Genomic DNA, 18,948 nt, shown 5'->3' on the forward strand with positions numbered 1-18,948 from the left:
TCCGCGATGAGTTGGCCGGCCGACCCTACGAGCTCGTTTCTGTCGCCGGCGGCTGGCAGCACCGGACGAAGAAGGGATTCGCGGTCGCGATCCGGACGGCGACCGGGCTTGGCGAGCGCTGCGACAAGGCCTTGTCGCAGTCCGAGAGCTTGGTGCTGTTGTGTATCGGCTATTTCCAGCCGATCACCCGCGCCGAGCTTGGCCAGGTTTTTGGTAAGGAGGTCAGCCGCGACACGATCGGCCATTTGCGCAAACTCGGCTTCATCGCCGCAGGACCGCGCAGCCCGCAGCCCGGCGCGCCCTATACCTATGTGACGACGCCAGCGTTCCTGTCGCAGTTCGGTTTCGAGACCCTGCGCGATCTGCCGGATTTCGAGAGGCTCGAGGATGCCGGACTGCTTAGCAAGGATAGGTTGCTTGCTGGCGGGATTCCGCTCGCCGCCATCGGTGAGAAGGACGATCCGCAGTCCCCGGATGAGCCCGACGGCGATGCGTAGCCTTCGAGCCGTTTCTACAGGGCTTGCAGTTGCTCGGCTGAGGTCCGACCGGAGCGCTTGTCTTGAGCAGGCTCGTAGGAAACCTTCTGACCGTCGCGCAGCTCGCGCAAACCAGCCCGTTCCACGGCGCTGATATGGACGAAGACATCCTGGCCGCCATCGTCAGGCTGGATGAAGCCAAAACCCTTCGTCGCGTTGAACCACTTCACGGTACCGATCGCCATAGTCGCGTCTCCTGAAAACAGCGCATCATTTCCCCCGGCTGTCGAGTTGGCAACCTGCAGCGTGGAAGGGCGCTTCGTCGAGCTCTTGTCAGCAGCCACCAACGGGCAAAGCTGGCCCAATCCCGACGCTACAATCGTCCGCTTTCGGGGAGAAATGCTTAGAGCCGCATCTCGGAAGCGGAGCGTGATGCGAGAAAGGTGTCGATGCTGGCGCGGGTCCCTGATCGCCAGATGCGCTGCAGCGCTTGAGAGAACGCCTCCCGGAAGCGCGGATCATCCGCCAGATGTCCATAGATGTCCCGCATCTGCAGCCAAGTCTCCGGCGCGGATCGGGCCTGTTGCGCCTGCGCGGTAAGCCGCGACCAACTCGGATCGTTCGGCGCGATCGGCTGCCCGCTTTCCGTCTCGCCGTAGCAGTACCGGCACCAGAGCGCACTCACGAGCGCGAGCCCGTCGACTGGCAGCCCGGCCTGCAAGGCATCCCGCAGAGTCGGCAGGATGAATTTCGGCTGGCGGTTCGAGCCGTCGAGGCAGAGCCGGCGAATGGTGTCGCCGATCTTCGGATTGGCGAAGCGCCGCTCGATCGTGCGCTTGTAGTCTGCCAGATCGGTATCAGGCACCGGCGGGACGACAGGGATGACCTCGTCGTCGAGCAGGGCCGAGAGGAAGCGAGCGATCTGAGTGTCCTGCATCGCCTCATGGACGAAGTGGATGTCGAGAAGACCGGCGGGGTAGGCGATCGCCGCGTGGCCGCCATTGAGGATGCGGATCTTCATCAGCTCGAACGGCGCGACATCGGCGACGAACTGCACACCGACCTCTTCGAGGCGCGGGCGGCCGGCAGGGAAATGATCCTCCAGCACCCATTGCCGGAAACCCTCGCAGAAGACCGGGCGGCTGTCCGCGATGCAGAAATCGTCGCGCAGCGCCTGGCGCTCGCGCTCGGATGTCGCCGGCGTGATGCGATCGACCATGCCGTTGGGAAAGGCGACGCACTCGCGAATCCAGCGCGCGTCCGCGGAGGTGATCAGGTCCACGAGCCCCGCAACCGCATCCGCCGTGACATGGCCGTTGCCCGGCAGGTTGTCGCAGGACATCACCGTGAAGGGTCGCAGGCCGGCTGCGCGCCGCCTGAGAAGCCCGGCGGCGATCAGGCCGAAGGCGGTCTTCGGAGATGCCAGGCGATCGGCGGCATCGGCCACGATATCGGGATGGCCGGGATCGAAGGCCTGCGTTGCCGGATCGATGTAATAGCCGCCTTCGGTGACGGTCAGCGAGACGATCCGCGTGCGGGGATCGGCGAGCCGTTCGAGGATCGCGGCCCCATTGCCCGGAGCGACGAAATCGATCATCGCGCCGGTGACGCGAGCCTGCGATCTCTCTGCCTCCTGCGTCACGACCGTCGTCAGGAAATCCTGCGCGGCGAGATCCTGGCCCATTTCGGCGTCGCTCTCGCGCACGCCGGTGCCGATGATCGCCCAGTCATGATCGCGCCCGCGCTCGAATAATTCGTCGAGATAAGCGGCCTGATGCGCGCGGTGGAAATTGCCGACGCCGATATGGACGATGCCGGGGCTCAGTTCTTCCGCGCGATAACTGGGAACGCTAACCGCCGGGCCGAGCTGTCCGAGCGTCGCGCGGGAGAGGCGCACTGCCATGGCTCAGGCCTGCCTAGCCTTGCGCAGCATCAAGGCGAGGTCCGGGCGGTCGCTGGTGATCTGCGCGATCGGCTGGCTGAGCCAGAAATCGAGATCGCGTACCGTATTGGGCACCCAGGCGCCGAGCTTGTCGCGCCCGACGATGCCGACGGCGCGGTCGACGCAGAGCCGCAGCAGCGACTGTTCGACGGCGATGATGCAGCCGAGATCGACGAAGCGTTGCAAGGTCCGATCGACGCCCCCGAAGGCCTCGCAGGAGCGACGGTCGACCGAGGCGAGCCGGCGCATATGCGGCGCCTTCGCCCGGATTTCCTCGATGACCTCCGGGACGAAGCAGGTCAGCACGACGCGCGAGGCCATCTTGCGCGCTTCGACCAGCGCGATGACCTTGTCGAGCAGGCCGGGATAGGGATTGCCGAAGGCATCCATCTTCATCTCGATTTCGAGCTCGATCCCGGTCGGGCCGAAGACGTCGAGCACCTCCGGCAAGGTCGGGATCGTCTCTCCCAGCGTGTCGTCGAGCGTGACCTTGGCGAGCGCCGCGCGCGACAGATGCGCGACCGGCCCCTTGTGATCGGTGGTGCGTTCCAGCAGCGGATCGTGAATCACCATGATCTCGCCGTCGCTGGAGAGATGCACGTCGAGCTCCACGGCGTCGACGCCGAGGGCGCAGACGTTGCGGAAGCCGCTCAGGCTGTTCTCCGCCCAGATGTTGCGCGCGCCGCGATGACCGATGATCCGCATGTCGATGAGCCTTGCTTGCCGGGTGAGCGGTTATTTGCCGCTATCCACCAGCCCCTTCACGAACCAGCGCTGGAGGATGAGGATGACGATGGTCGGCGGCAGCATTGTCAGGAAGGCCGCGTTCATCAGGAGATGCCAGGTCGGCAGCGAGTCGCTCTGCGGCATCAGCTTCTTCAGGCCGATCACGGCATTGGCCATGGCCGGCTCGGTCGTGAGCAGGAGCGGCCAGAGATACTGGTTCCAGCCCATCAGGAAGAGAATGATCGCCAGCGCCACGATGTTCGAGCGCGAGAGCGGCAGCAGGATCAGGCGGAAGAACTGCCAGGGCGTGGCGCCGTCGATGCGCGCGGCCTCGCAGAGCTCGTCAGGGATGGTGAGGAAGAACTGGCGGAACAGGAAGGTCGCGGTCGCCGAGGCGATCAGCGGCAGGATCAGGCCGGAATAGGTGTTGACCAGGTTCCAGTCGAGATCGACCAGCGCCTGGATGCCGAGCCAGGAACCGAGGATGTTGAGCGGCAGCGCGACATTCGCGGCGGATTCATAGGTCGGCACGATGCGCACCTCGATCGGCAGCATCAGCGACATGAAGATCAGCCAGAAGGCCGTCATCCGGAAGGGGAAGCGGAAATAGGTGACGGCGAAGGCCGCGATCACCGAGACCGCGAGCTTCCCGATGGTGATGCCGGTTGCGATAATGAAGGAGTTGAGCAGGAGCCGGCCGAAATTGGCGCTGCTGAGCACCGTCTGCGTATTCGCGAAGAACTGGCTGCCGGGCAGCCAGGACATCGGCACACGCATGATCTCCTGCTGCGTCAGCGATCCGGTGACGAAGACGAAATAGATCGGCAGGCAGACGAGTGCCGCGCCCACCAGCAGGATGAGGTGACAGAGAGCGTCGATGACGGGGGTGCGCTCGTTCATCGCGGGCCTAGACGCTGTAGTTCACGCGGCGCTCCACGAAGCGGAACTGCGCAAAGGTCAGGAGCAGCGCGAGTGCCATCAGCACGACGGATTGCGCGGCCGAGGAGCCGAGATCGAGTGTGACGAAGCCGTCCTGATAGACCTTGTAGACGAGGATCGAGGTGGCGCCGGCCGGGCCGCCGCGCGTGGTCGCGTCGACGATGGCGAAGGTCTCGAACAGCCCGTAGACGAAGTTGATGACGATCAGGAAGAACAGCGTCGGCGCGATCATCGGCAGCGAGATGCGCAGGAAGCGCTGGATCGGCCCCGCGCCATCGAGATAGGCGGATTCGAGGATCGACTGGGGCACCGACATCAGGGCCGCGACGAGGAAGATGTAGTTGTAGCAGATGTGCTTCCACGAGGCGGCCATCACGACCAGCGCGAGCGCATGCCAGGAATTGCGGTTAGGGTCCCAGTCCAGCCCCATCCCCTGCAGCATATGGGCGACGGGGCCGACGCGGGGATTGAACAGGAAGGCGAGCATGATGCCGGCGATCGCGGGCGCGATGGCATAGGGCAGCAGCAGCACGGTGCGATAGGCACCGCGGCCGCGCAGGATGTGGTTCGAGGCGAAGGCCAGCAGCAGCGCCAGCGACAGGGTCAGCACGTTCTGCGCGATCGTGAAGATCAGCGTGACCTGCGCCGAGGACCAGTAGACGTTGCTGCGAAAGAGCCGTTCGAAATTCTGGAAGCCGACCCATTGGGTCGTGGCGCCGAACGGGTCGGTCAACTGGAAAGCCTGGATCAGCGCCCTGATCGAGGGGATGAAGAAGAACAGCAGCAGGATGAAGAGCTGCGGTGCGAGCAGCCAGAAGGGCAGACGCCATTCCTTGAAATGCGCGCGCTTGAGCCCGCTTTCCGCCTGACCATCCTCGGCACCCTTCAGGAAAAGGCGCCGCAGCGGCGAGCGGAGGCGTGGACCGCCTCCACCAGCCGCCGCGGGAAGGCCAGCCGACTTATTTCTTGCCAGCATTGAGCTGCTCGTAGCGACGCAGCGCCTCGTTGCCGCGCGACACGGCATCGTCGAGCGCCTGCTGCACCGGCTTCTTGCCGAGGAAGGCGGCCGAGACCTCTTCCATGATCGCGACATTGATCTGGTTGCTGTTGCCGATGCGGAAGCCGAGCGAATTGTCGCTGGGCGTGCCGCGCATCAGCTGGAGCACCGCGATCTCGCGGGTCGGGTTCTTCTCGTAATAGCCCTGCGCCTTGGCGGCATCATAGGCGGCGGTCGTGACCGGGACATAGCCCGTCGCCTGGTGCCACCAGACCTGGGTGTCGGTCTTGGCGAGGAAGTCGTAGAAGGCGGCGACGGCCTTGTACTTCTCCGGCGTATGGCCCTTCAGGGTCCAGAGCGCGGCGCCGCCGATGACGCTATTGCGCGGCGTGACGCCCTGCTCATAGGGGATTTCCCTCGCGCTCCAGTCGAACTTGGCGGCCGCAACGACGGCGGCGTGCGAAGCGGTGGAGGCGATGATCGTCGAGCACTCGCCGGAGGTGAAGAGCTGGATCGGGATGATGCCCTGGCCGGCGAGCTGCATCACGCCCGACGAGACGAGGCGCTTCATCCGCTCGACCTGGCCGACGAGCTTGCCCTTGTTGAAGACGAAATTGGTGTCGAGCCCGTCCATGCCGTTGCGCTTGGTCGCATACGGGATGTCGTTCACGGCGCTGTAGTTCTCGAGGAAGCTCCACTCGTAGTCGCCGGGGAGCACCATCGCGCATTTCGAGACGCCCTTGGCCTTGATCGCGTCGAGCTGCGGCTCCAGCTCCTGCCAGGTCGCGCCGGGCTTGTCGAAGCCGGCGGCTTTGAAATGGTCGCGGTTGTAGAACAGGATCGGCGTCGAGGAGTTGAAGGGCATCGCCTGCAGCTTGCCGTTGATGGCGAAGTAGCTGACCACCGGAGCGATGAATTTCGAGGTGTCGAGCGGCATGCCCTGCTCGGCCATCAATTCGTTCGTCGGAACGATGGCGCCGGAATTGACCATGGTCAGGAAGGAGCGCTCGTTCGACTGCACGATCTCGGGCTGGCGCTTGGCGCGATAGGCCGCGATCGTGCCGTTCAGGACCTCGTCATAGGTGCCCTTGGCGATCGATTTGACGACGTAGTCCTTCTGCGAGTCGTTGAACTTTTTCACGACCTCGTCGACGCGCTCGCCGAGCGCGCCGCTCATCGCGTGCCAGAGTTCGATTTCGGTTGCCGCCTGCACGGCGGATATCCCCGTCAGCAGCAGGGCGCCTGCGCCCGCCAAAGCACCATAGAAAGGTCGCATGTCAAAGCCTCCCTCATTCGTCTTCTGCGAGCATATGCTCTTTGTTGAAGCATATGCTCGCACACTGGCCTGTTATGTCAACCGTTGGTGACGGGCGGATGACAGCCGCGTGCAATCGCTCGCGCGCGGGGCGGATGAATGAGGTGATGGGTGGGGGTCAGTCCGCGAGCAGGGCGCGGGCGGTGTCCTCGTCGGTGACGAGGCCGTTGATGATCTTGCCGGTCAGGGCGGCGCGCAGCGGCAGGGCCTTGGCCGGGCCCTGGCCGATGCAGATGCGCAGGCGGCTGCTGCCCGGTTCCGGCGGGACGCTGGTGACGCGCAGGTTGGTGCCGCGGTCGAGGAAGCGGCCTTCCGCGTCGAAGACCCAGCCGGTGACTTCGCCGACGGCGCCGTGGCGGACCATGTCGAGCAATTCGCTGCGATTCATGAACCCGTCGCGATAGAGCACGGCGTCCTCGCCGATCTGGCTGATGCCCATGACCCAGAGATCGGCCTCGCCGGCGATGGCGCGGATGCGGCGGATCGACTCGATCTCGACCAGCTGGGCGCGCTCCTCGGGGCTCGACACATAAAGTGGCAGCGGCATCGGGAAATGCTGTGCCTTGGTGATCTCGGCGAGCTTGACCAGCGTGTCGAACGGGCTGGCCGATCCGTCCGGCGAGATCGTTCCGACCAGCGAAACCAGCCGGTGCAGCGGGCAGGACATCGAGGGCACGCGCTCAATGCTGGCGCGCATCGAGCGGCCGGTGCCGAGCGCCATGACCAGGGATTTGCGCGAGCGCAGCCAGCGTTCGATCAGCACGCCGCCCAGCGCGGCGATGCCAGCTGCGCCCGTTTCCGGCGAGCCGTCGGAGGGGGCAACATCGCAATGCAGCAGCTCGAAGCGGTCGCGCAGTCTGGCCGCGAGGTCCATGCAGGTGCTGATCGGATGGTTCATCCGGAAGCTGATCAGGCCCTCGCTGCGGCAGAGCGAGACGAGGCGTTGCGCTGCCGGGCGCGAGATGTTCAGGATCTGCGCGATGTCGTCCTGCGTGCGCCCGGCGATGTAGTAGAGCCAGCCGGCGCGGGCGGCGTCTTCGAGGCGGGTGCTGTCGTTGTCGGCCATCGCGGTCTCAGTGGGGTGCCGGTGCGAGGGCAAGCTCCCGCCAGGATTCGAAGAGGCGGTCGGCTCCGGCTGCCAGCAAGGCCTGGCGCTGGTCGAGCACGGCGAAATGGCTGCCGGCGGCGAGGCCATAGGCCGTCATGCCCGCCGCCTTCGCCGCGGTCACGCCGCTGACGCTGTCCTCGATCACCAGGCAGCGCTCGGGCGCGACGCCGCGCTCGCTTGCCGCCAGCAGGAAGAGGTCGGGCGCGGGCTTGCCGCGCTTCACGCGCGTCGTGCTGAAGATCCGTCCGGCGAACAGGTCCCAGAGTTCGGTCTTGCGCAGGCAAAGCTCGATGCGCTCCTCGTCGCTGGACGAAGCCACGCAATAGTCACTGCTCAGGCCTTCGACGGCATCGCGGACGCCATCGACCGGCTGGAGGTCGCGTCTGAACGCCGCGAAGAGCTGCGCCCTCCAGTCCTGCGTGAAATCAGCCGAGGCCGGGCGCCCGGTCATTCTCTCGTAATCCTCGATGACTGCGCTGGCCGGCCGGCCGAGATAGCGGCGCATGACCGCCTCGAGATCATAGCTCTCGTCGAAAGGCGAGAGAAGATCGACCAGGGTCCGGCAGCTGATGGTTTCGCTGTCGACGAGCACGCCGTCGCAATCGAGGATGACGAGGTCGAAGGGCGGGTGCGGTGAGGGCATCGGACAACAGTTGATTTGAACGGATGCTCACATGAAGAGCATTCGCCCGACAATCTGTCAAACTTCATCTCGGTCAGCGCAGCGTGCGACAGACCTCCGCGGCACGACGCCAGAGGGCGTGGCGCTCGGCATAGGCCGCTACCCTGTCGGGGTGCGGCGTGAAGATATCGGCCTCGCCGGATGGCGGCGTGCAGACCGCCTCCGGACTTTCGTCGGTGCAAGCGAGACGCGCGAGACGCGCCGCCCCGAAAGCCGCGCCGGCTTCGGTTTGCCGGTAGCGCCTCAGCGGTAGGTTCAAGACGTCGGCAAGGATCGCTAGCCACCTATCCGAACGTGCCCCGCCACCGATGGCCATGGCCTCGCTGATCGACGATGCCTCGGCTTCAAGCGCTTCCTTGCCATCCCGAAAAGCGAAGGCGACGCCCTCCAGAACGGCCTGGGTCATGGCTTTGCGATCGGTCTCGTGGCCGAGGCCGGCAAAGAGGCCGCGTATCTGCGGATCGTTGTGAGGGGTGCGTTCACCCGACAGATAGGGCGTGAACAGCACCGGTGACGGTTGCTCGACCTGCGCACGAAGCTCGCTCAGCAACACGGCTTCGGACTGTCCGCAGACCGCGGCCCACCAGTTCAGGCTCGCGGCAGCCGAGAGATGGACCGACATCTGGTGCCAGCGATCGGGCAGGGCATGGCAGAAGGCATGGACGGCGCTGCCGGCGCGCGGTTCGAAGCCGGCGGTGGTGCGCCAGAGCACGCCGGATGTGCCGAGCGACAGGAAGCAGCTATCCGGCGCGACGGCGCCCAGCCCGACCGCTCCTGCGGCATTGTCGCCTGCGCCGCCGGCAAAGAGAGGCGGGGCGTCGAAGCCGAGTTCGTGGCTGAGTTCGGGGCGCATGCGGCCGGCAGGTTGCGAGCCCTCGACGAGGGCGGGCATGTGGCTGCGATCGAGCCCGGTCGCAGCCAGCATCCGGTCAGACCAGACGCGACGGCCGGTATCGAGCCAAAGCGTGCCGGAGGCGTCGGACATCTCCTCGATCGCCTCGCCGGTCAATGCCAGCCTCAGATAGGCCTTCGGCAGCAACACCTTGCGGGTGCGCCGGAAGATGTCCTGTTCGTGCCGGCGAACCCAGAGCAGCTTGGGCGCCGTGAAGCCGGGCATGGCGATGTTGCCGGTGATCGCACGGGAATCCGGCTCGCTCGCTTCGATCCCGGCGCATTCGGCGGCGGCGCGGCCGTCGTTCCAGAGCATGCACGGGCGTAGCGGTTGATCGCATTCGTCCAGCAGAACCGCGCCATGCATCTGCCCGGAGAGGCCGATGCCAGCGCAACGGCGAAAAGCCTCGGGGGCTGCGCTCTTGAGGCCGTGCAAGACATCCAGCGTCGCGGCGATCCAGTCGGCGGGGGCCTGCTCGGACCAGAGCGGGAAGGGGCGGGCGATGGCCAGCTCTCGCGCCACTGAGCCGAGCACATGCTGCCGGTCATCGACAAGCACGGCCTTGACCGACGACGTCCCGAGATCGATGCCGATATAGGTCACATCAGGGCCTGTGGCGCGGGTTCAGCGGAGTCGGGCTTCAGCGATGGTCCGCTGGCAAGTCGCCCGGATAGATCATGCTCTTGACCATACCGTCTTCATTCGACGCATGACGGCGGAAGGCGGCCGGCCCTTCTGCAAGAGGGAAACGATGGCTGACCACGGCCTCGACATCGACCTTGCCGAGCGCCACCAGTTCGATCGCGCGCGGATAGACATGGCCCATCCGGCGCGAGAACTTGATGTTGAGCCCGCGCCTACGGGCTTCCGCGGCCGGGATCACATAGCTGTCGCCGTCAGGGATGCCGACAAGCACGACGCGGCCGCCGATGCGGGCGGCGCGAATGGCGTCGCGGAAACCTTCGGGGGCGTTGGTCGCCTCGATGACGAGGGGCATTCCTTCGCCCTTCGTCCATTCGGCGATGTCGGCGACGCTGGCGCCGGCCTTGTTCGCGCCGAGCTTCAGCGCCAGCTCGCGGCGATGCGGCTGCGGATCGCAGGCCAGGATCTCGCCGACGCCGGCCGTGCGCAGCACCTGCAGGATCAGCAGGCCGATCGGGCCGCAGCCGATCAGCGCCACGCGTTCGAGCAGGCGCGGCTTGGCGAGATCAACGGCATGGATCGCGACGCCGAGAGGTTCGAGCATCACCGCCTCGCTCGGCGAGAAGGTCTCGGGCACCGGCACGATCTGCGATTTCGGCACCCAGATCCGCTCCGTCATCGCCCCGTCATGCGGGGGAGCCCCGATGAAGACGACGTCGGGACAGAGATTGGGATGGCCATTTCGGCAATGCTCGCAACGGCCGCAGGCCTGGTTGGGATCGACGGCGACGAGGGCGCCGCGCGTCAAGCCGAGCTCCGGCAGGTCCTCGGTCAGCCAGCCGCTGAACTCGTGGCCGGGCACGAAGGGCGTCGCGATCACCGCCGAGCCGATGCCGCCATCCTTGTAATAATGCAGGTCGCTGCCACAGAGGCCGACGGCGGCGACATCGAGCAGGGTTTCCCCCGCCGCTCCCTCGCGAAGGTTGAACGGGGCGACGCGGGCATCGCCTGCGGCGTGGAGGAAGATGGCATTGGACATGGAAGTCTGCGCTCGTTTCGCGGAAGGCCTTCGACAAATGTATTTTCTGATTTACATTGGTTTGCGTCAAGCGCGAAACCGCCGCGGCTCTGCGCGTTGTGGGGTGGCCTGAAAGCGATGTAAGCCAGCTTCGAAGACCATGCCGACCGCCTCGCAGGCGGAGCCCATCGCATCAGGATACCGCCATGCCGGAGGAACCGCAGACGCAAGTTCGAGCCGCCTGGCTCTATTACATGGAAGGTTTGACCCAGGCGGAGATTGCGGACCGGCTGAAGATGACCCGCCTGCGCGTCAACCGGCTTCTGGTCGAGGCTCGCAGCAGCGGGCTCGTCAACATCACCATCAATTCCCGGCTGGAGAGCTGCGTCCGGCTGGAGCGCGCGCTGATGGCGCAGTTCGGCCTGAAAGACGCGATCGTCGTGCCCAGCCCCGCCGATCCCGATCAGATCGCAGCGCAGATCGGCAAGGCGGCCGGCGTGTTCGTCTCGCGGGTCATCGAGGAGAACCCCACCGGCGTCTTTGGTGTCGGCTGGGGCGGGACGCTGCGAGAAACCATTCGCCATATCCGCCCCGGGCAGTATCGCGACCTCGCGGTCACCTCGATGATGGGCGGGCTGACCTATGGCATCGAGATCAACACATTCGAGATCGCCAGCCATTTCGCCCGGCTCTGGCAGGCGCAATGCCATTACCTGGCGGCGCCCATCTATGCCGGGGCGCCGCAATCGCGCGACACCATTCTGGCGCAGGACGTGTTCGAGGCAGCCTTCGCCCGGATCAGGGCGACCGATGTCGCGATCCTCAGCGCCGGCGACCTGAGCGAGCGCTCGCTGCTGGTGCGTTATGGCTTGCCGGGCGATGTCCGTGTCGCCGAGCTCACGGAAGCAGGCGCGGTTGGCGATATGCTCGGCCAGTTCATCGACCGCCACGGGCAGGCCATCGCGCATCCGATCAATCGCCGCGCCATCGCGCTCCCGCTCGACGCCCTGCGCCGGATCCCGACCGTGATCCTCGCCTCCGGCGGGATGAACAAGGCGGAGGTCATCGCGGCCACCTTGCGCGGGAAGCTCGCCTCGGTGCTGATCACGGACGAGGATGCGGCGGCGGCCGTGCTGGAGAGCCCGGCGCCGGCCTGACGGGCCGCCGCGTCAGGCGCTGCGGATCGCCTGTAACAGCTCGTCGTGGATCAGGCCGTTCGTCACGACCTTCTCCAGGTCCTCGTCGAGCGAATCCCGGCCGTCGACCGTCGTCACCTTGCCACCGGCTGCCCTTACCAGCGGCATTGCTGCTGCATGCGAGACGATATCGGCCTTGAGGCCGATGAAGGCGTCGAGCCGCCCCGCCGCGACCAGCGACATTTCCAGCCCGCCGGAGACGATGACCCGCACGCCGCGGCACAGGCCGGCGAGACGGCGGATAACATCGCTCGTCCGGTTCGCGTCCTCGGTGCTGTAATGCGAGGTCAGGCAGATCGAGACGACGGCGTCGCTGAGGCGTGTCGTGGCCGAGACGCGCGCCGGTCGGCCATCGACGGTCGCGATACCGCCTTCGGCGAAGCGAGCGGAAAGCCCGAGGAGCGGGGCATGGGTGAGGCCGAGCACGGTGCGGCCCTGCTCTTGATAGGCCAGCGTGACGGAGAACCAGGGCAGGCCAGAGGCGTAGTTCACCGTGCCGTCGAGCGGGTCGATGATCCAGCACGGCGCCTGCTCTGAGCCGGAGAAGCCGGCCTCTTCCGAGAGGATCGCGGCTTCCGGTGTCAGCACGCGCAGGCCGTCGATCACGAGGCGCTCGGAGGCGAGGTCGGCCGCCGTGACCACGTCGTTCAGCTCCTTGCGGGTGACGCCAAGCTCGGCGCCCTGCATCTGCACGAGCACGTCGCCAGCGCGGCGGGCGAGGGCATCGGCCTGGTCGAGCAGGGCGAGAAGGCGTGGTTCGGTCATCGAGCAGGCACCATTTGCGGCTTTCCGGGATAGGCGGGATCGAGCACGAAATCCCGGCGCGGTCCATAGTCGCCGATCGGCTGGAGATGGCTGATCATGCCGAGGCCGGGCTTCCAGACATGGAGCGCGAGCGCCGGCGGCTCCATCACGAAGCGGTTCTCGGTGCCGGGCCTGAGATCGAGGGCGACCTGATGAGCCGTTCCCGGCACGACATAGCCGATGGTGCCGGCGAAGCGCAGCTGGATAGGCCGGTGGTAATGGCCGCAGAGCACACGCTCGATCTCGGGATGGCGAGCGATCAGTTTGGCAAAGCCCGGCGAGACCTTGCAGGGCATGATGTCCATGCCGTCCACGCCGACAGGGAAGGGCGGATGGTGCATGAAGACAAGGGTGGGCTTGCCCTGTCCTTGTGCGAGCTGCTCAGCCAGCCAGGCCTCGCGCGCGGCGCAGATCTCGCCGCCATCCTCGCCCGCGACGACGGTATCGAGCCCGATCAGCCGGACCGGGAAATCGTCGACGACGTAGTGCAGGAAGCCGGTTTGCGGCAGGTAAGGATGGGCCGGGCCTAGTTCCGCTGCGAAGGTGTCGCGGCGGTCGTGATTGCCGGGAATGACATAGACCGGCATCGGCAGGCGCTGCAGCGCCGCGCGAACGATGCCGTATTCCTCCGGAAGGCCGCAATCAGAGAGATCCCCCGTAACCAGAACGCAGTCCGGCCGCGGTTCCAGCTTCAGGATCTCGTCGACGGCCCGCTCGATCGCCGGATTGGTCTCGACGATGCCATAGGCTGGGTTGCCGTGCGGGCGGGCATGGAAGTCGCTGAGCTGGGCGATGATCATTGGGAACGTGTCCGGCAATCGGGAACAGGAGAGCCGCCCGGCCGGGTGAGGACCGGGCGGCATTGAGCGGGCGACGAAGCGCCGCCGCTTACTTCATCAGGGCTTCGGTCTCGGAGACGATGCGCTCGATGCCGGCCTTGGGCTGGATCTCGCCGCGCATCACGCCGGAGACGACCTCGCGCTGCTGGCGCCAGATGCGCACCGAGTTGCCGCCCGGGTAGCCTTCCCACGGCGCGGCGCGGGAGACCTGGCCGTTGATCGTGCGGAAATTGGCGTTCTCCTTGTAGAACGGGCCGAGGAAGGCATCTTCGCCGGCGCGCAGATTGGTCGGCATGTAGCCGGCGGTCTCGACGACGATCTTCTGGGCTTCCGGGCCGGTCACGAACTTGATGAACTCCCAGGCGGCCTTCTGCTTGGCGGTGTCCTTGGCGGTAATCAGCGCGGCGTTGCCGCCGGTCGGCAGCTTGCCCTTGGCCTTGTCGTCAACCGGGAAGAGGGCAGTCTTCAGTGTGAAGCGGTCGCCGATCAGGTCGGTGACCTGGCGCAGGCGGGCCGGGGTGTCGAAGAAGATGCCGATCTTGCCGGCGATGAACTGCTGGCGCGACTGATCCCAGTCGATCAGCGGCATGCCGCCTTCAGTGACGAGGCTGCGCAGCGTCGCGAGCGTCTTTTCGCCAACCTCGCCGCCGAAGGCGACCTTCTTGCCATCGGGAGCGAGCATGGAATGGCCGCCTTGCAGGATCATGCCGCGCCAGAGCCAGTCGTCCGGCCAGTCATGGATGTTGTAGGCCACGCCGGCGGTGTCGCCGCTGCGGATCTTCTTGGCGAGCGCGACCGTGTCGGCCCAGTTATCGGGCATCTTGTCGGGGTCGCCGCCGGCCTTTTTCACCAGTTCGGCATTGAAATACATCAGCGGCGTCGAGGCGTTGAAGGCGAGGCCCGCCTGCTTGCCGGCGACCTGGCCGAGCGAGAGCAGAGCATCGGAGTAATTGGCCTTGCGCCAGGCTTCCGGCTCGGCCTTCAGCAGCGGACCGAGATCGACGACCTGCTTGCGCTTGTCGAGGGTCTCGACGAGTTCGGTGAGCAGGTGGAAGCCGGAATAATAGACATCCGGCAGCTGGTTGGTCACCGAAGACCGCAGCATCGCCTGATGGCCTTCGTCATAGCTCGCGGCCGGCGCCCGGAAATTGATCTTGATATCCGGGTGCTTCTTCATGAATTCCGCGGCGATCGGCTCGTGGAACTTGGCGAAGGCCGGGAAGGCGTAGAGCACGTCGAGCGTGACCTGGGCCTTCGCCGCCGTCGAGGCGAGAAGGGTCAATGCCGCCGCGGCAAGGGCTTTGCCGAGAGGTTTCATGCGTGATCTCCTTGGCATGGACAGCGGAGGGCTGCCGGGTTTCAGTTGCTTCAGGCCTGAACTTTGGGCGGGGGTGCGGCAGTGCTGCCGGCTACTTCACCCCGGTCATGGTGATGCCGTCGATGAAGCGGCGCCTCGCGACGAGGAAGGCGATGACGAGCGGTGCGGTCAGGATCGTCGCGGCGGCGGTCAGCGCGCCGTAATTCGATCCGGTTTCGGCATCGGCGAAGAACATCATTCCGAGCGGCGGTGGCGCGAGCTTGGCGTCGGAGATGACGATCAGCGGCCAGTAAAGATCGTTCCAATGCGCTACCGCCGAGAACACCGAGAAGGCGGCGATGGCCGGCCAGGCGCTCGGCGTGACGATGCGCCAGACGATCTCGAACTCGCTCATGCCGTCGAGCCGGGCGGCGTTGATGATGTCGTCGGGAAAGCTGCGGAAGAACTGGCGGAACAGGAAGATGGCGAAGACCGAGAGGAAAAACGGCACCATCATCGAGAAATAGGTGTTGAGCAGCCCAAGCTGGGCGAGCGCGATATAGAGCGGCATCGCCGGCACCTGCACCGGGATGCACAGCCCGAGCAGGACCAGCACGAAGAGCGCGTTGCGGCCGGGAAAATCGAGCTTCGCCAGCGCATAAGCGCAGGGGATGGCGACGAGAAGCTGCACGATCAGGATTCCCCCACAGAGGATGACGCCGTTCAGCGCGAAGCGCAGCAGGGGAGCCTTCTCCATCGCGAAGCCGTAGTTCTCGAGGCCGTAGAACCGCTTCGGCCAGAGCGAGATCTCGGCGTTGAAGATCTCGGCCGGCGGCTTGATCGAGGTCACCAGCATCCAGATGAACGGCGCCAGCATGAAGATGGCGCCGGCGATCAGCACGCCATGAACCAGAGCCATGGTCACGAAACGGCGCAGCACCGAATGAGTGGGCGTGACCGGAGCGGCAGGGAGCGCGAGATCGGCCATCAGTAGTGCACCTTCTTGTCGAGGGCGAAGGTCTGCACGGCCGAGAAGACGAGGATGAAGGCGAGGAAGATGAAGGTCAGCGCTGCGGCATAGCCGGTGTGGAAGTACTGAAAGCCTTCGAGATAGATGTTGTGGAGCAGCACCTCGGTCGACCCGACCGGGCCGCCGCGCGTCATCACCGCCACCGTGTCGAAGATCTTGAAGGCGGTGATCATCGTGGTGACCAGGACGAACATCGTCGTCGGCCCGAGCAGCGGCCAGGTGATGGTCAGGAAACGGTCGATGCCGCTGGAACAGCCGTCGATATCGGCGGCCTCGTAGAGATCGCGCGGGATCGCGGTCAGCCCGGCCAGGAACAGGATCATGTTGAAGCCGATCAGCTGCCAGATGCCGATCACGGCGAGCGTCGCCAGCGCGGTCGAGGGCTCGCTGAGGAAGGCGATTGGCGCGAAACCGAGCCATTTCAGCAGGCCGTTGACCGGGCCGAGCGAGGGATGGAGCAGGAATTGCCAAACCGTCGCCATGGCGATCAGCGTCGAGGTCACCGGCAGGAAATAGACGACCTCGTAGAAGGAGCGGGTGCGCTTGCGCCGATGCACCAGCACGGCGATCAGCAAGGCGCCGAACACACCGCCGGGCACGACGATGGCGACATAGAGCAGCGTGTTGACGAGCGAGCGCCGGATGATCGGATCGGCCAGCGCCTTCTGGAAATTCGCGAGGCCGACCCAGTCCATGTCGGTGCCGCCGAACTCGTAGTTCGTCAGGCTGAGCCATAGCAGGACGGCGAGCGGCAGCAGGATCGTCAGCAGGAGCAGGATGAAGGCGGGCAGCGCGAAGCCGAGTCCGGTGACGCGCTCGATCCAGAGCCTGCGGCGCGCGGCGGAGGCAAAGCCGGCGGGCGAGGCGAGGGCGAGCGTCATGCGCCGGCCCTCAGCGGCACGACGGAACCGGTCGCAGCACCGGGGCTGCGTGGCTCGATGCGCTCGCCATCGGCGGCGAAAACATGGGCTGCGGCCTCGTCGAAGCAGAGCGTGACCTCGGCAGCCTCGTTGACACCGGCGGCTACGGTCGGCGTCGCGCGCATCGTCACGCCGGCCGCGTCGCGCCCGGCGAGATCGAAATGCAGGATGTACTCGGAGCCGAGATTCTCTTTCCGCCGCAGGCGGGCCGAGAACCAGGCCCGGCCCTGGCCGCCGGGCTCGCCCGAGACGAGGGTGAGCGCCTCGGAACGGATGCCGAGCGTCACCGCCTGTCCCGCGGCGAGCGGAACCGCGAGCGCCAGCGGCCGGCCGAAGAGTTCGAGGCGCCCACCCTGCGCGACCGTCGCCGGCAGCAGGTTGATCGTGGGGCTACCGATGAATTGCGCGACCTTGAGCGACGCCGGCTTCTCGTAGAGCTGGGAGGGCGTGCCCAGCTGCAGCACGGAGCCTGAATCCATCATCGCGACGCGGTCGGACATCGTCATCGCCTCGACCTGGTCGTGCGTGACATAGATGAAGGTCGCGCCGAGGCGCTTGTGCAGCTCGGCCAGCTCCGTGCGCATATGGACGCGCAGCTTGGCGTCGAGATTCGAGAGCGGCTCGTCCATCAGGAAGACGTCGGGGTTGCGCACCATCGCGCGACCGAGCGCGACGCGCTGGCGCTGCCCGCCGGAAAGCTGGGCCGGTTTGCGGGCGAGCAGATGGTCGAGCTGGAGCTGTGTCGCCACTGCCGCGACATCGGCCTCGATGCCGCGCATCACGGTCCTGCGCTGGGCTGAGATCTGCCGCAGTAGCGGCAGGCGCTGCCAGAGCTTGAGCCGCGACATCGTCAGGGGCAGGGCGATGTTCGCGCCGACGCTCATATGCGGATAGAGCGCATAGGACTGGAAGACCATGGCGACGCGGCGCTCATGCGGGCGCAGATGGTCGACGCCATTGCCGCCGATCGCGACGCTGCCGCCGTCCTGATGCTCCAGTCCGGCGATGATCCGGATCAGCGTCGATTTCCCGCAGCCGGACGGGCCGACCAGCGTCAGGAACTCGCCATCGGCGATATCGAGATCGACGCCGCCCAGGACCTTCGTCGGTCCGAACGATTTGGCGATCGAGGAGAGTGTGACCTTGGCCATGGCTTCGCCTTTCTGCGGCCCTGCGGGCTCATCGTTGGGCGTGTTTCGGCCCGGCGCCCGCTGGCGGCCGGGAGGCGTTTCAGGCAGCGCGCGGCGGGTAGACCTCGTGGATCACGTCGTCGATCCAGAGCGTCTTCAGCGCGGATATTTCGTGGATCTCGGCGGAGAAGTCCCGTCCGTCGAAGACATAGGAGACGGCACCGAGCGTCGTCGTACCGGCCATGCCCGGCTGCAATTCGGGACCCACGACGAAGCCGGATGAGGGCCCCCAGATGTAGCGCGTGCTGGCGATCGTGAAGTCATGCGCGCGGTGCAGGTGGCCGCTGGCGACGAAGGCGACCTCGTGGCGACTGATGAGATCGAGCAGATGCGCGCGTGGCCGCGGCGGAACACTCCAGTAGCCCATGTCGCCCTCGTCGGGCGCCTGGACGAAAAGCGGGCGGTGCAGGAACCAGCCGAGCCGGCGTCCTTGCGCCCCTGCGATCTGACGGTCGAGCCAGTCGAGTTGGCGCTTTTCCTCGGCCTCGTCGCTGCCGAACAGCATCGAGTTGAGGCCGATCAGTCGCCAGTCTTCGAGATCGCGGACCCAGAAGTCTTCGCCGAGATGCTGGCGCCAGCGCCCGAGGCGGGCGTCGTTCACCGGCTGATGCGGATGATAGGCCTCGCCGACGTCGTGATTACCGGGGATGCTGAGCACCGGCACGCCCAGCGTATCGAGCAGGGCGCGGCAATGACGCATGTCCTCGTCGATATCCGCGCCATCGACCGTGACGTCGCCGGTATGGATGACGAGGTCCGGCGCCTGTGCGGCGAGCCAGTCCGTCAGCGGAGCCCAATTATCGGCGAAATGCCGCTTGGTCGGACTCAGATGCGTGTCGGAAATCTGCACGATACGCTGCATGTTCCCTCCGGAATTCGCCACTTCATCGGGCGACCGTCTCATCCCGGTGCGAGCGCCGGGCAGCGGCTTTGCC

General features: G+C 66.1%; 19 protein-coding genes. 2 read left to right on the plus strand and 17 right to left on the minus strand.

All coding sequences use genetic code 11. The features are described 5' to 3' along the window. Window positions 1–497, plus strand: a 497-nt coding sequence (gene scpB / locus AC1DNE_RS28930) for an SMC-Scp complex subunit ScpB (protein ID WP_476841344.1), incomplete at its 5' end; no start/stop codon positions are given. A gap of 14 nt (window positions 498–511) precedes the next feature. On the opposite strand, the gene AC1DNE_RS28935 is transcribed toward scpB, so the two are convergent. The 10 genes from AC1DNE_RS28935 to AC1DNE_RS28980 form a co-directional block, all read right to left on the minus strand. Further along, window positions 512–721 carry a cold-shock protein gene (locus AC1DNE_RS28935; RefSeq protein ID WP_441470753.1) on the minus strand — a complete coding sequence of 70 codons (210 nt, stop codon included), beginning with the start codon at window positions 719–721 and terminating at the stop codon, window positions 512–514. Window positions 722–879: 158 nt separating this feature from the next. Then, window positions 880–2,379, minus strand: coding sequence for a mannitol dehydrogenase family protein (locus AC1DNE_RS28940; RefSeq protein ID WP_441470754.1), 1,500 nt, complete (start codon window positions 2,377–2,379; stop codon window positions 880–882). Between the two features lie 3 nt (window positions 2,380–2,382). Further along, on the minus strand, window positions 2,383–3,123 hold the full coding sequence (locus tag AC1DNE_RS28945) for a glycerophosphodiester phosphodiesterase family protein (RefSeq protein WP_441470755.1): 741 nt from the start codon (window positions 3,121–3,123) through the stop codon (window positions 2,383–2,385). A 30-nt stretch (window positions 3,124–3,153) separates the two neighbouring features. Beyond that, window positions 3,154–4,044 (minus strand): sn-glycerol-3-phosphate ABC transporter permease UgpE, encoded by an 891-nt coding sequence (gene ugpE / locus AC1DNE_RS28950; RefSeq protein WP_441470756.1) that lies wholly within the window; start codon window positions 4,042–4,044, stop codon window positions 3,154–3,156. A gap of 7 nt (window positions 4,045–4,051) precedes the next feature. Next, entirely contained in the window at window positions 4,052–5,059 is a 1,008-nt protein-coding gene (locus AC1DNE_RS28955) for an ABC transporter permease subunit (protein ID WP_476767091.1), read from the minus strand. Further along, on the minus strand, window positions 5,043–6,356 hold the full coding sequence (locus AC1DNE_RS28960; RefSeq protein ID WP_377845256.1) for an extracellular solute-binding protein: 1,314 nt from the start codon (window positions 6,354–6,356) through the stop codon (window positions 5,043–5,045). The genes AC1DNE_RS28955 and AC1DNE_RS28960 overlap by 17 nt, the downstream gene beginning before the upstream one ends. A 157-nt stretch (window positions 6,357–6,513) precedes the next feature. Beyond that, on the minus strand, window positions 6,514–7,461 hold the full coding sequence (locus tag AC1DNE_RS28965; protein WP_441470758.1) for a sugar-binding transcriptional regulator: 948 nt from the start codon (window positions 7,459–7,461) through the stop codon (window positions 6,514–6,516). Window positions 7,462–7,468: 7 nt separating this feature from the next. Continuing rightward, window positions 7,469–8,146 (minus strand): HAD family hydrolase, encoded by a 678-nt coding sequence (locus AC1DNE_RS28970; protein WP_441470759.1) that lies wholly within the window; start codon window positions 8,144–8,146, stop codon window positions 7,469–7,471. Between the two features lie 73 nt (window positions 8,147–8,219). Further along, the gene (gene xylB / locus AC1DNE_RS28975; protein ID WP_441470760.1) at window positions 8,220–9,680 is read right to left on the minus strand and encodes a xylulokinase; all 1,461 of its coding nucleotides are present in this window, start codon (window positions 9,678–9,680) and stop codon (window positions 8,220–8,222) included. A gap of 37 nt (window positions 9,681–9,717) precedes the next feature. After that, window positions 9,718–10,758, minus strand: a complete 1,041-nt coding sequence (locus AC1DNE_RS28980) for a zinc-dependent alcohol dehydrogenase (protein WP_441470761.1) — start codon at window positions 10,756–10,758, stop codon at window positions 9,718–9,720. 185 nt (window positions 10,759–10,943) lie between these two features. On the opposite strand from AC1DNE_RS28980, the gene AC1DNE_RS28985 reads away from it, so the two are divergent. Next, window positions 10,944–11,894 carry a sugar-binding transcriptional regulator gene (locus tag AC1DNE_RS28985; protein WP_476841345.1) on the plus strand — a complete coding sequence of 317 codons (951 nt, stop codon included), beginning with the start codon at window positions 10,944–10,946 and terminating at the stop codon, window positions 11,892–11,894. Between the two features lie 12 nt (window positions 11,895–11,906). On the opposite strand, the gene AC1DNE_RS28990 is transcribed toward AC1DNE_RS28985, so the two are convergent. From AC1DNE_RS28990 to AC1DNE_RS29020, 7 genes are all read right to left on the minus strand, one after another. Next, window positions 11,907–12,698 carry an inositol monophosphatase family protein gene (locus AC1DNE_RS28990; RefSeq protein ID WP_441470763.1) on the minus strand — a complete coding sequence of 264 codons (792 nt, stop codon included), beginning with the start codon at window positions 12,696–12,698 and terminating at the stop codon, window positions 11,907–11,909. Further along, window positions 12,695–13,537 carry a phosphodiesterase gene (locus tag AC1DNE_RS28995; protein ID WP_441470764.1) on the minus strand — a complete coding sequence of 281 codons (843 nt, stop codon included), beginning with the start codon at window positions 13,535–13,537 and terminating at the stop codon, window positions 12,695–12,697. Before AC1DNE_RS28995 ends, AC1DNE_RS28990 begins: the two co-directional genes overlap by 4 nt. A gap of 88 nt (window positions 13,538–13,625) precedes the next feature. Continuing rightward, window positions 13,626–14,894 carry an ABC transporter substrate-binding protein gene (locus AC1DNE_RS29000; RefSeq protein ID WP_441470765.1) on the minus strand — a complete coding sequence of 423 codons (1,269 nt, stop codon included), beginning with the start codon at window positions 14,892–14,894 and terminating at the stop codon, window positions 13,626–13,628. Window positions 14,895–14,985: 91 nt separating this feature from the next. Continuing rightward, entirely contained in the window at window positions 14,986–15,792 is an 807-nt protein-coding gene (locus tag AC1DNE_RS29005) for a carbohydrate ABC transporter permease (RefSeq protein ID WP_441471079.1), read from the minus strand. 68 nt (window positions 15,793–15,860) lie between these two features. Then, window positions 15,861–16,784 (minus strand): carbohydrate ABC transporter permease, encoded by a 924-nt coding sequence (locus tag AC1DNE_RS29010; protein WP_441470766.1) that lies wholly within the window; start codon window positions 16,782–16,784, stop codon window positions 15,861–15,863. Beyond that, a complete protein-coding gene (locus tag AC1DNE_RS29015; protein WP_441470767.1) occupies window positions 16,781–17,974 on the minus strand; it encodes an ABC transporter ATP-binding protein in 1,194 nt (397 codons plus the stop codon). The genes AC1DNE_RS29010 and AC1DNE_RS29015 overlap by 4 nt, the downstream gene beginning before the upstream one ends. 79 nt (window positions 17,975–18,053) lie before the next feature. After that, window positions 18,054–18,875, minus strand: a complete 822-nt coding sequence (locus AC1DNE_RS29020; RefSeq protein WP_441470768.1) for a metallophosphoesterase family protein — start codon at window positions 18,873–18,875, stop codon at window positions 18,054–18,056. Between the last annotated feature and the right edge of the window lie 73 nt (window positions 18,876–18,948).

It is taken from the genome of Allobosea sp. 05L423, assembly GCF_056397745.1.

Excerpts from the sequence above, each read along its gene's own strand:
- AC1DNE_RS28935 (WP_441470753.1), bottom strand. The coding sequence starts at position 721 with ATGGCGATCGGTACCGTGAAGTGGTTCAACGCGACGAAGGGTTTTGGC.
- AC1DNE_RS28940 (WP_441470754.1), bottom strand. The coding sequence starts at position 2,379 with ATGGCAGTGCGCCTCTCCCGCGCGACGCTCGGACAGCTCGGCCCGGCG.
- AC1DNE_RS28945 (WP_441470755.1), bottom strand. The coding sequence starts at position 3,123 with ATGCGGATCATCGGTCATCGCGGCGCGCGCAACATCTGGGCGGAGAAC.
- ugpE (WP_441470756.1), bottom strand. The coding sequence starts at position 4,044 with ATGAACGAGCGCACCCCCGTCATCGACGCTCTCTGTCACCTCATCCTG.
- AC1DNE_RS28955 (WP_476767091.1), bottom strand. The coding sequence starts at position 5,059 with ATGCTGGCAAGAAATAAGTCGGCTGGCCTTCCCGCGGCGGCTGGTGGA.
- AC1DNE_RS28960 (WP_377845256.1), bottom strand. The coding sequence starts at position 6,356 with ATGCGACCTTTCTATGGTGCTTTGGCGGGCGCAGGCGCCCTGCTGCTG.
- AC1DNE_RS28965 (WP_441470758.1), bottom strand. The coding sequence starts at position 7,461 with ATGGCCGACAACGACAGCACCCGCCTCGAAGACGCCGCCCGCGCCGGC.
- AC1DNE_RS28970 (WP_441470759.1), bottom strand. The coding sequence starts at position 8,146 with ATGCCCTCACCGCACCCGCCCTTCGACCTCGTCATCCTCGATTGCGAC.
- AC1DNE_RS28980 (WP_441470761.1), bottom strand. The coding sequence starts at position 10,758 with ATGTCCAATGCCATCTTCCTCCACGCCGCAGGCGATGCCCGCGTCGCC.
- AC1DNE_RS28985 (WP_476841345.1), top strand. The coding sequence starts at position 10,944 with ATGCCGGAGGAACCGCAGACGCAAGTTCGAGCCGCCTGGCTCTATTAC.
- AC1DNE_RS28990 (WP_441470763.1), bottom strand. The coding sequence starts at position 12,698 with ATGACCGAACCACGCCTTCTCGCCCTGCTCGACCAGGCCGATGCCCTC.
- AC1DNE_RS28995 (WP_441470764.1), bottom strand. The coding sequence starts at position 13,537 with ATGATCATCGCCCAGCTCAGCGACTTCCATGCCCGCCCGCACGGCAAC.
- AC1DNE_RS29000 (WP_441470765.1), bottom strand. The coding sequence starts at position 14,894 with ATGAAACCTCTCGGCAAAGCCCTTGCCGCGGCGGCATTGACCCTTCTC.
- AC1DNE_RS29005 (WP_441471079.1), bottom strand. The coding sequence starts at position 15,792 with ATGGCTCTGGTTCATGGCGTGCTGATCGCCGGCGCCATCTTCATGCTG.
- AC1DNE_RS29010 (WP_441470766.1), bottom strand. The coding sequence starts at position 16,784 with ATGACGCTCGCCCTCGCCTCGCCCGCCGGCTTTGCCTCCGCCGCGCGC.
- AC1DNE_RS29015 (WP_441470767.1), bottom strand. The coding sequence starts at position 17,974 with ATGGCCAAGGTCACACTCTCCTCGATCGCCAAATCGTTCGGACCGACG.
- AC1DNE_RS29020 (WP_441470768.1), bottom strand. The coding sequence starts at position 18,875 with ATGCAGCGTATCGTGCAGATTTCCGACACGCATCTGAGTCCGACCAAG.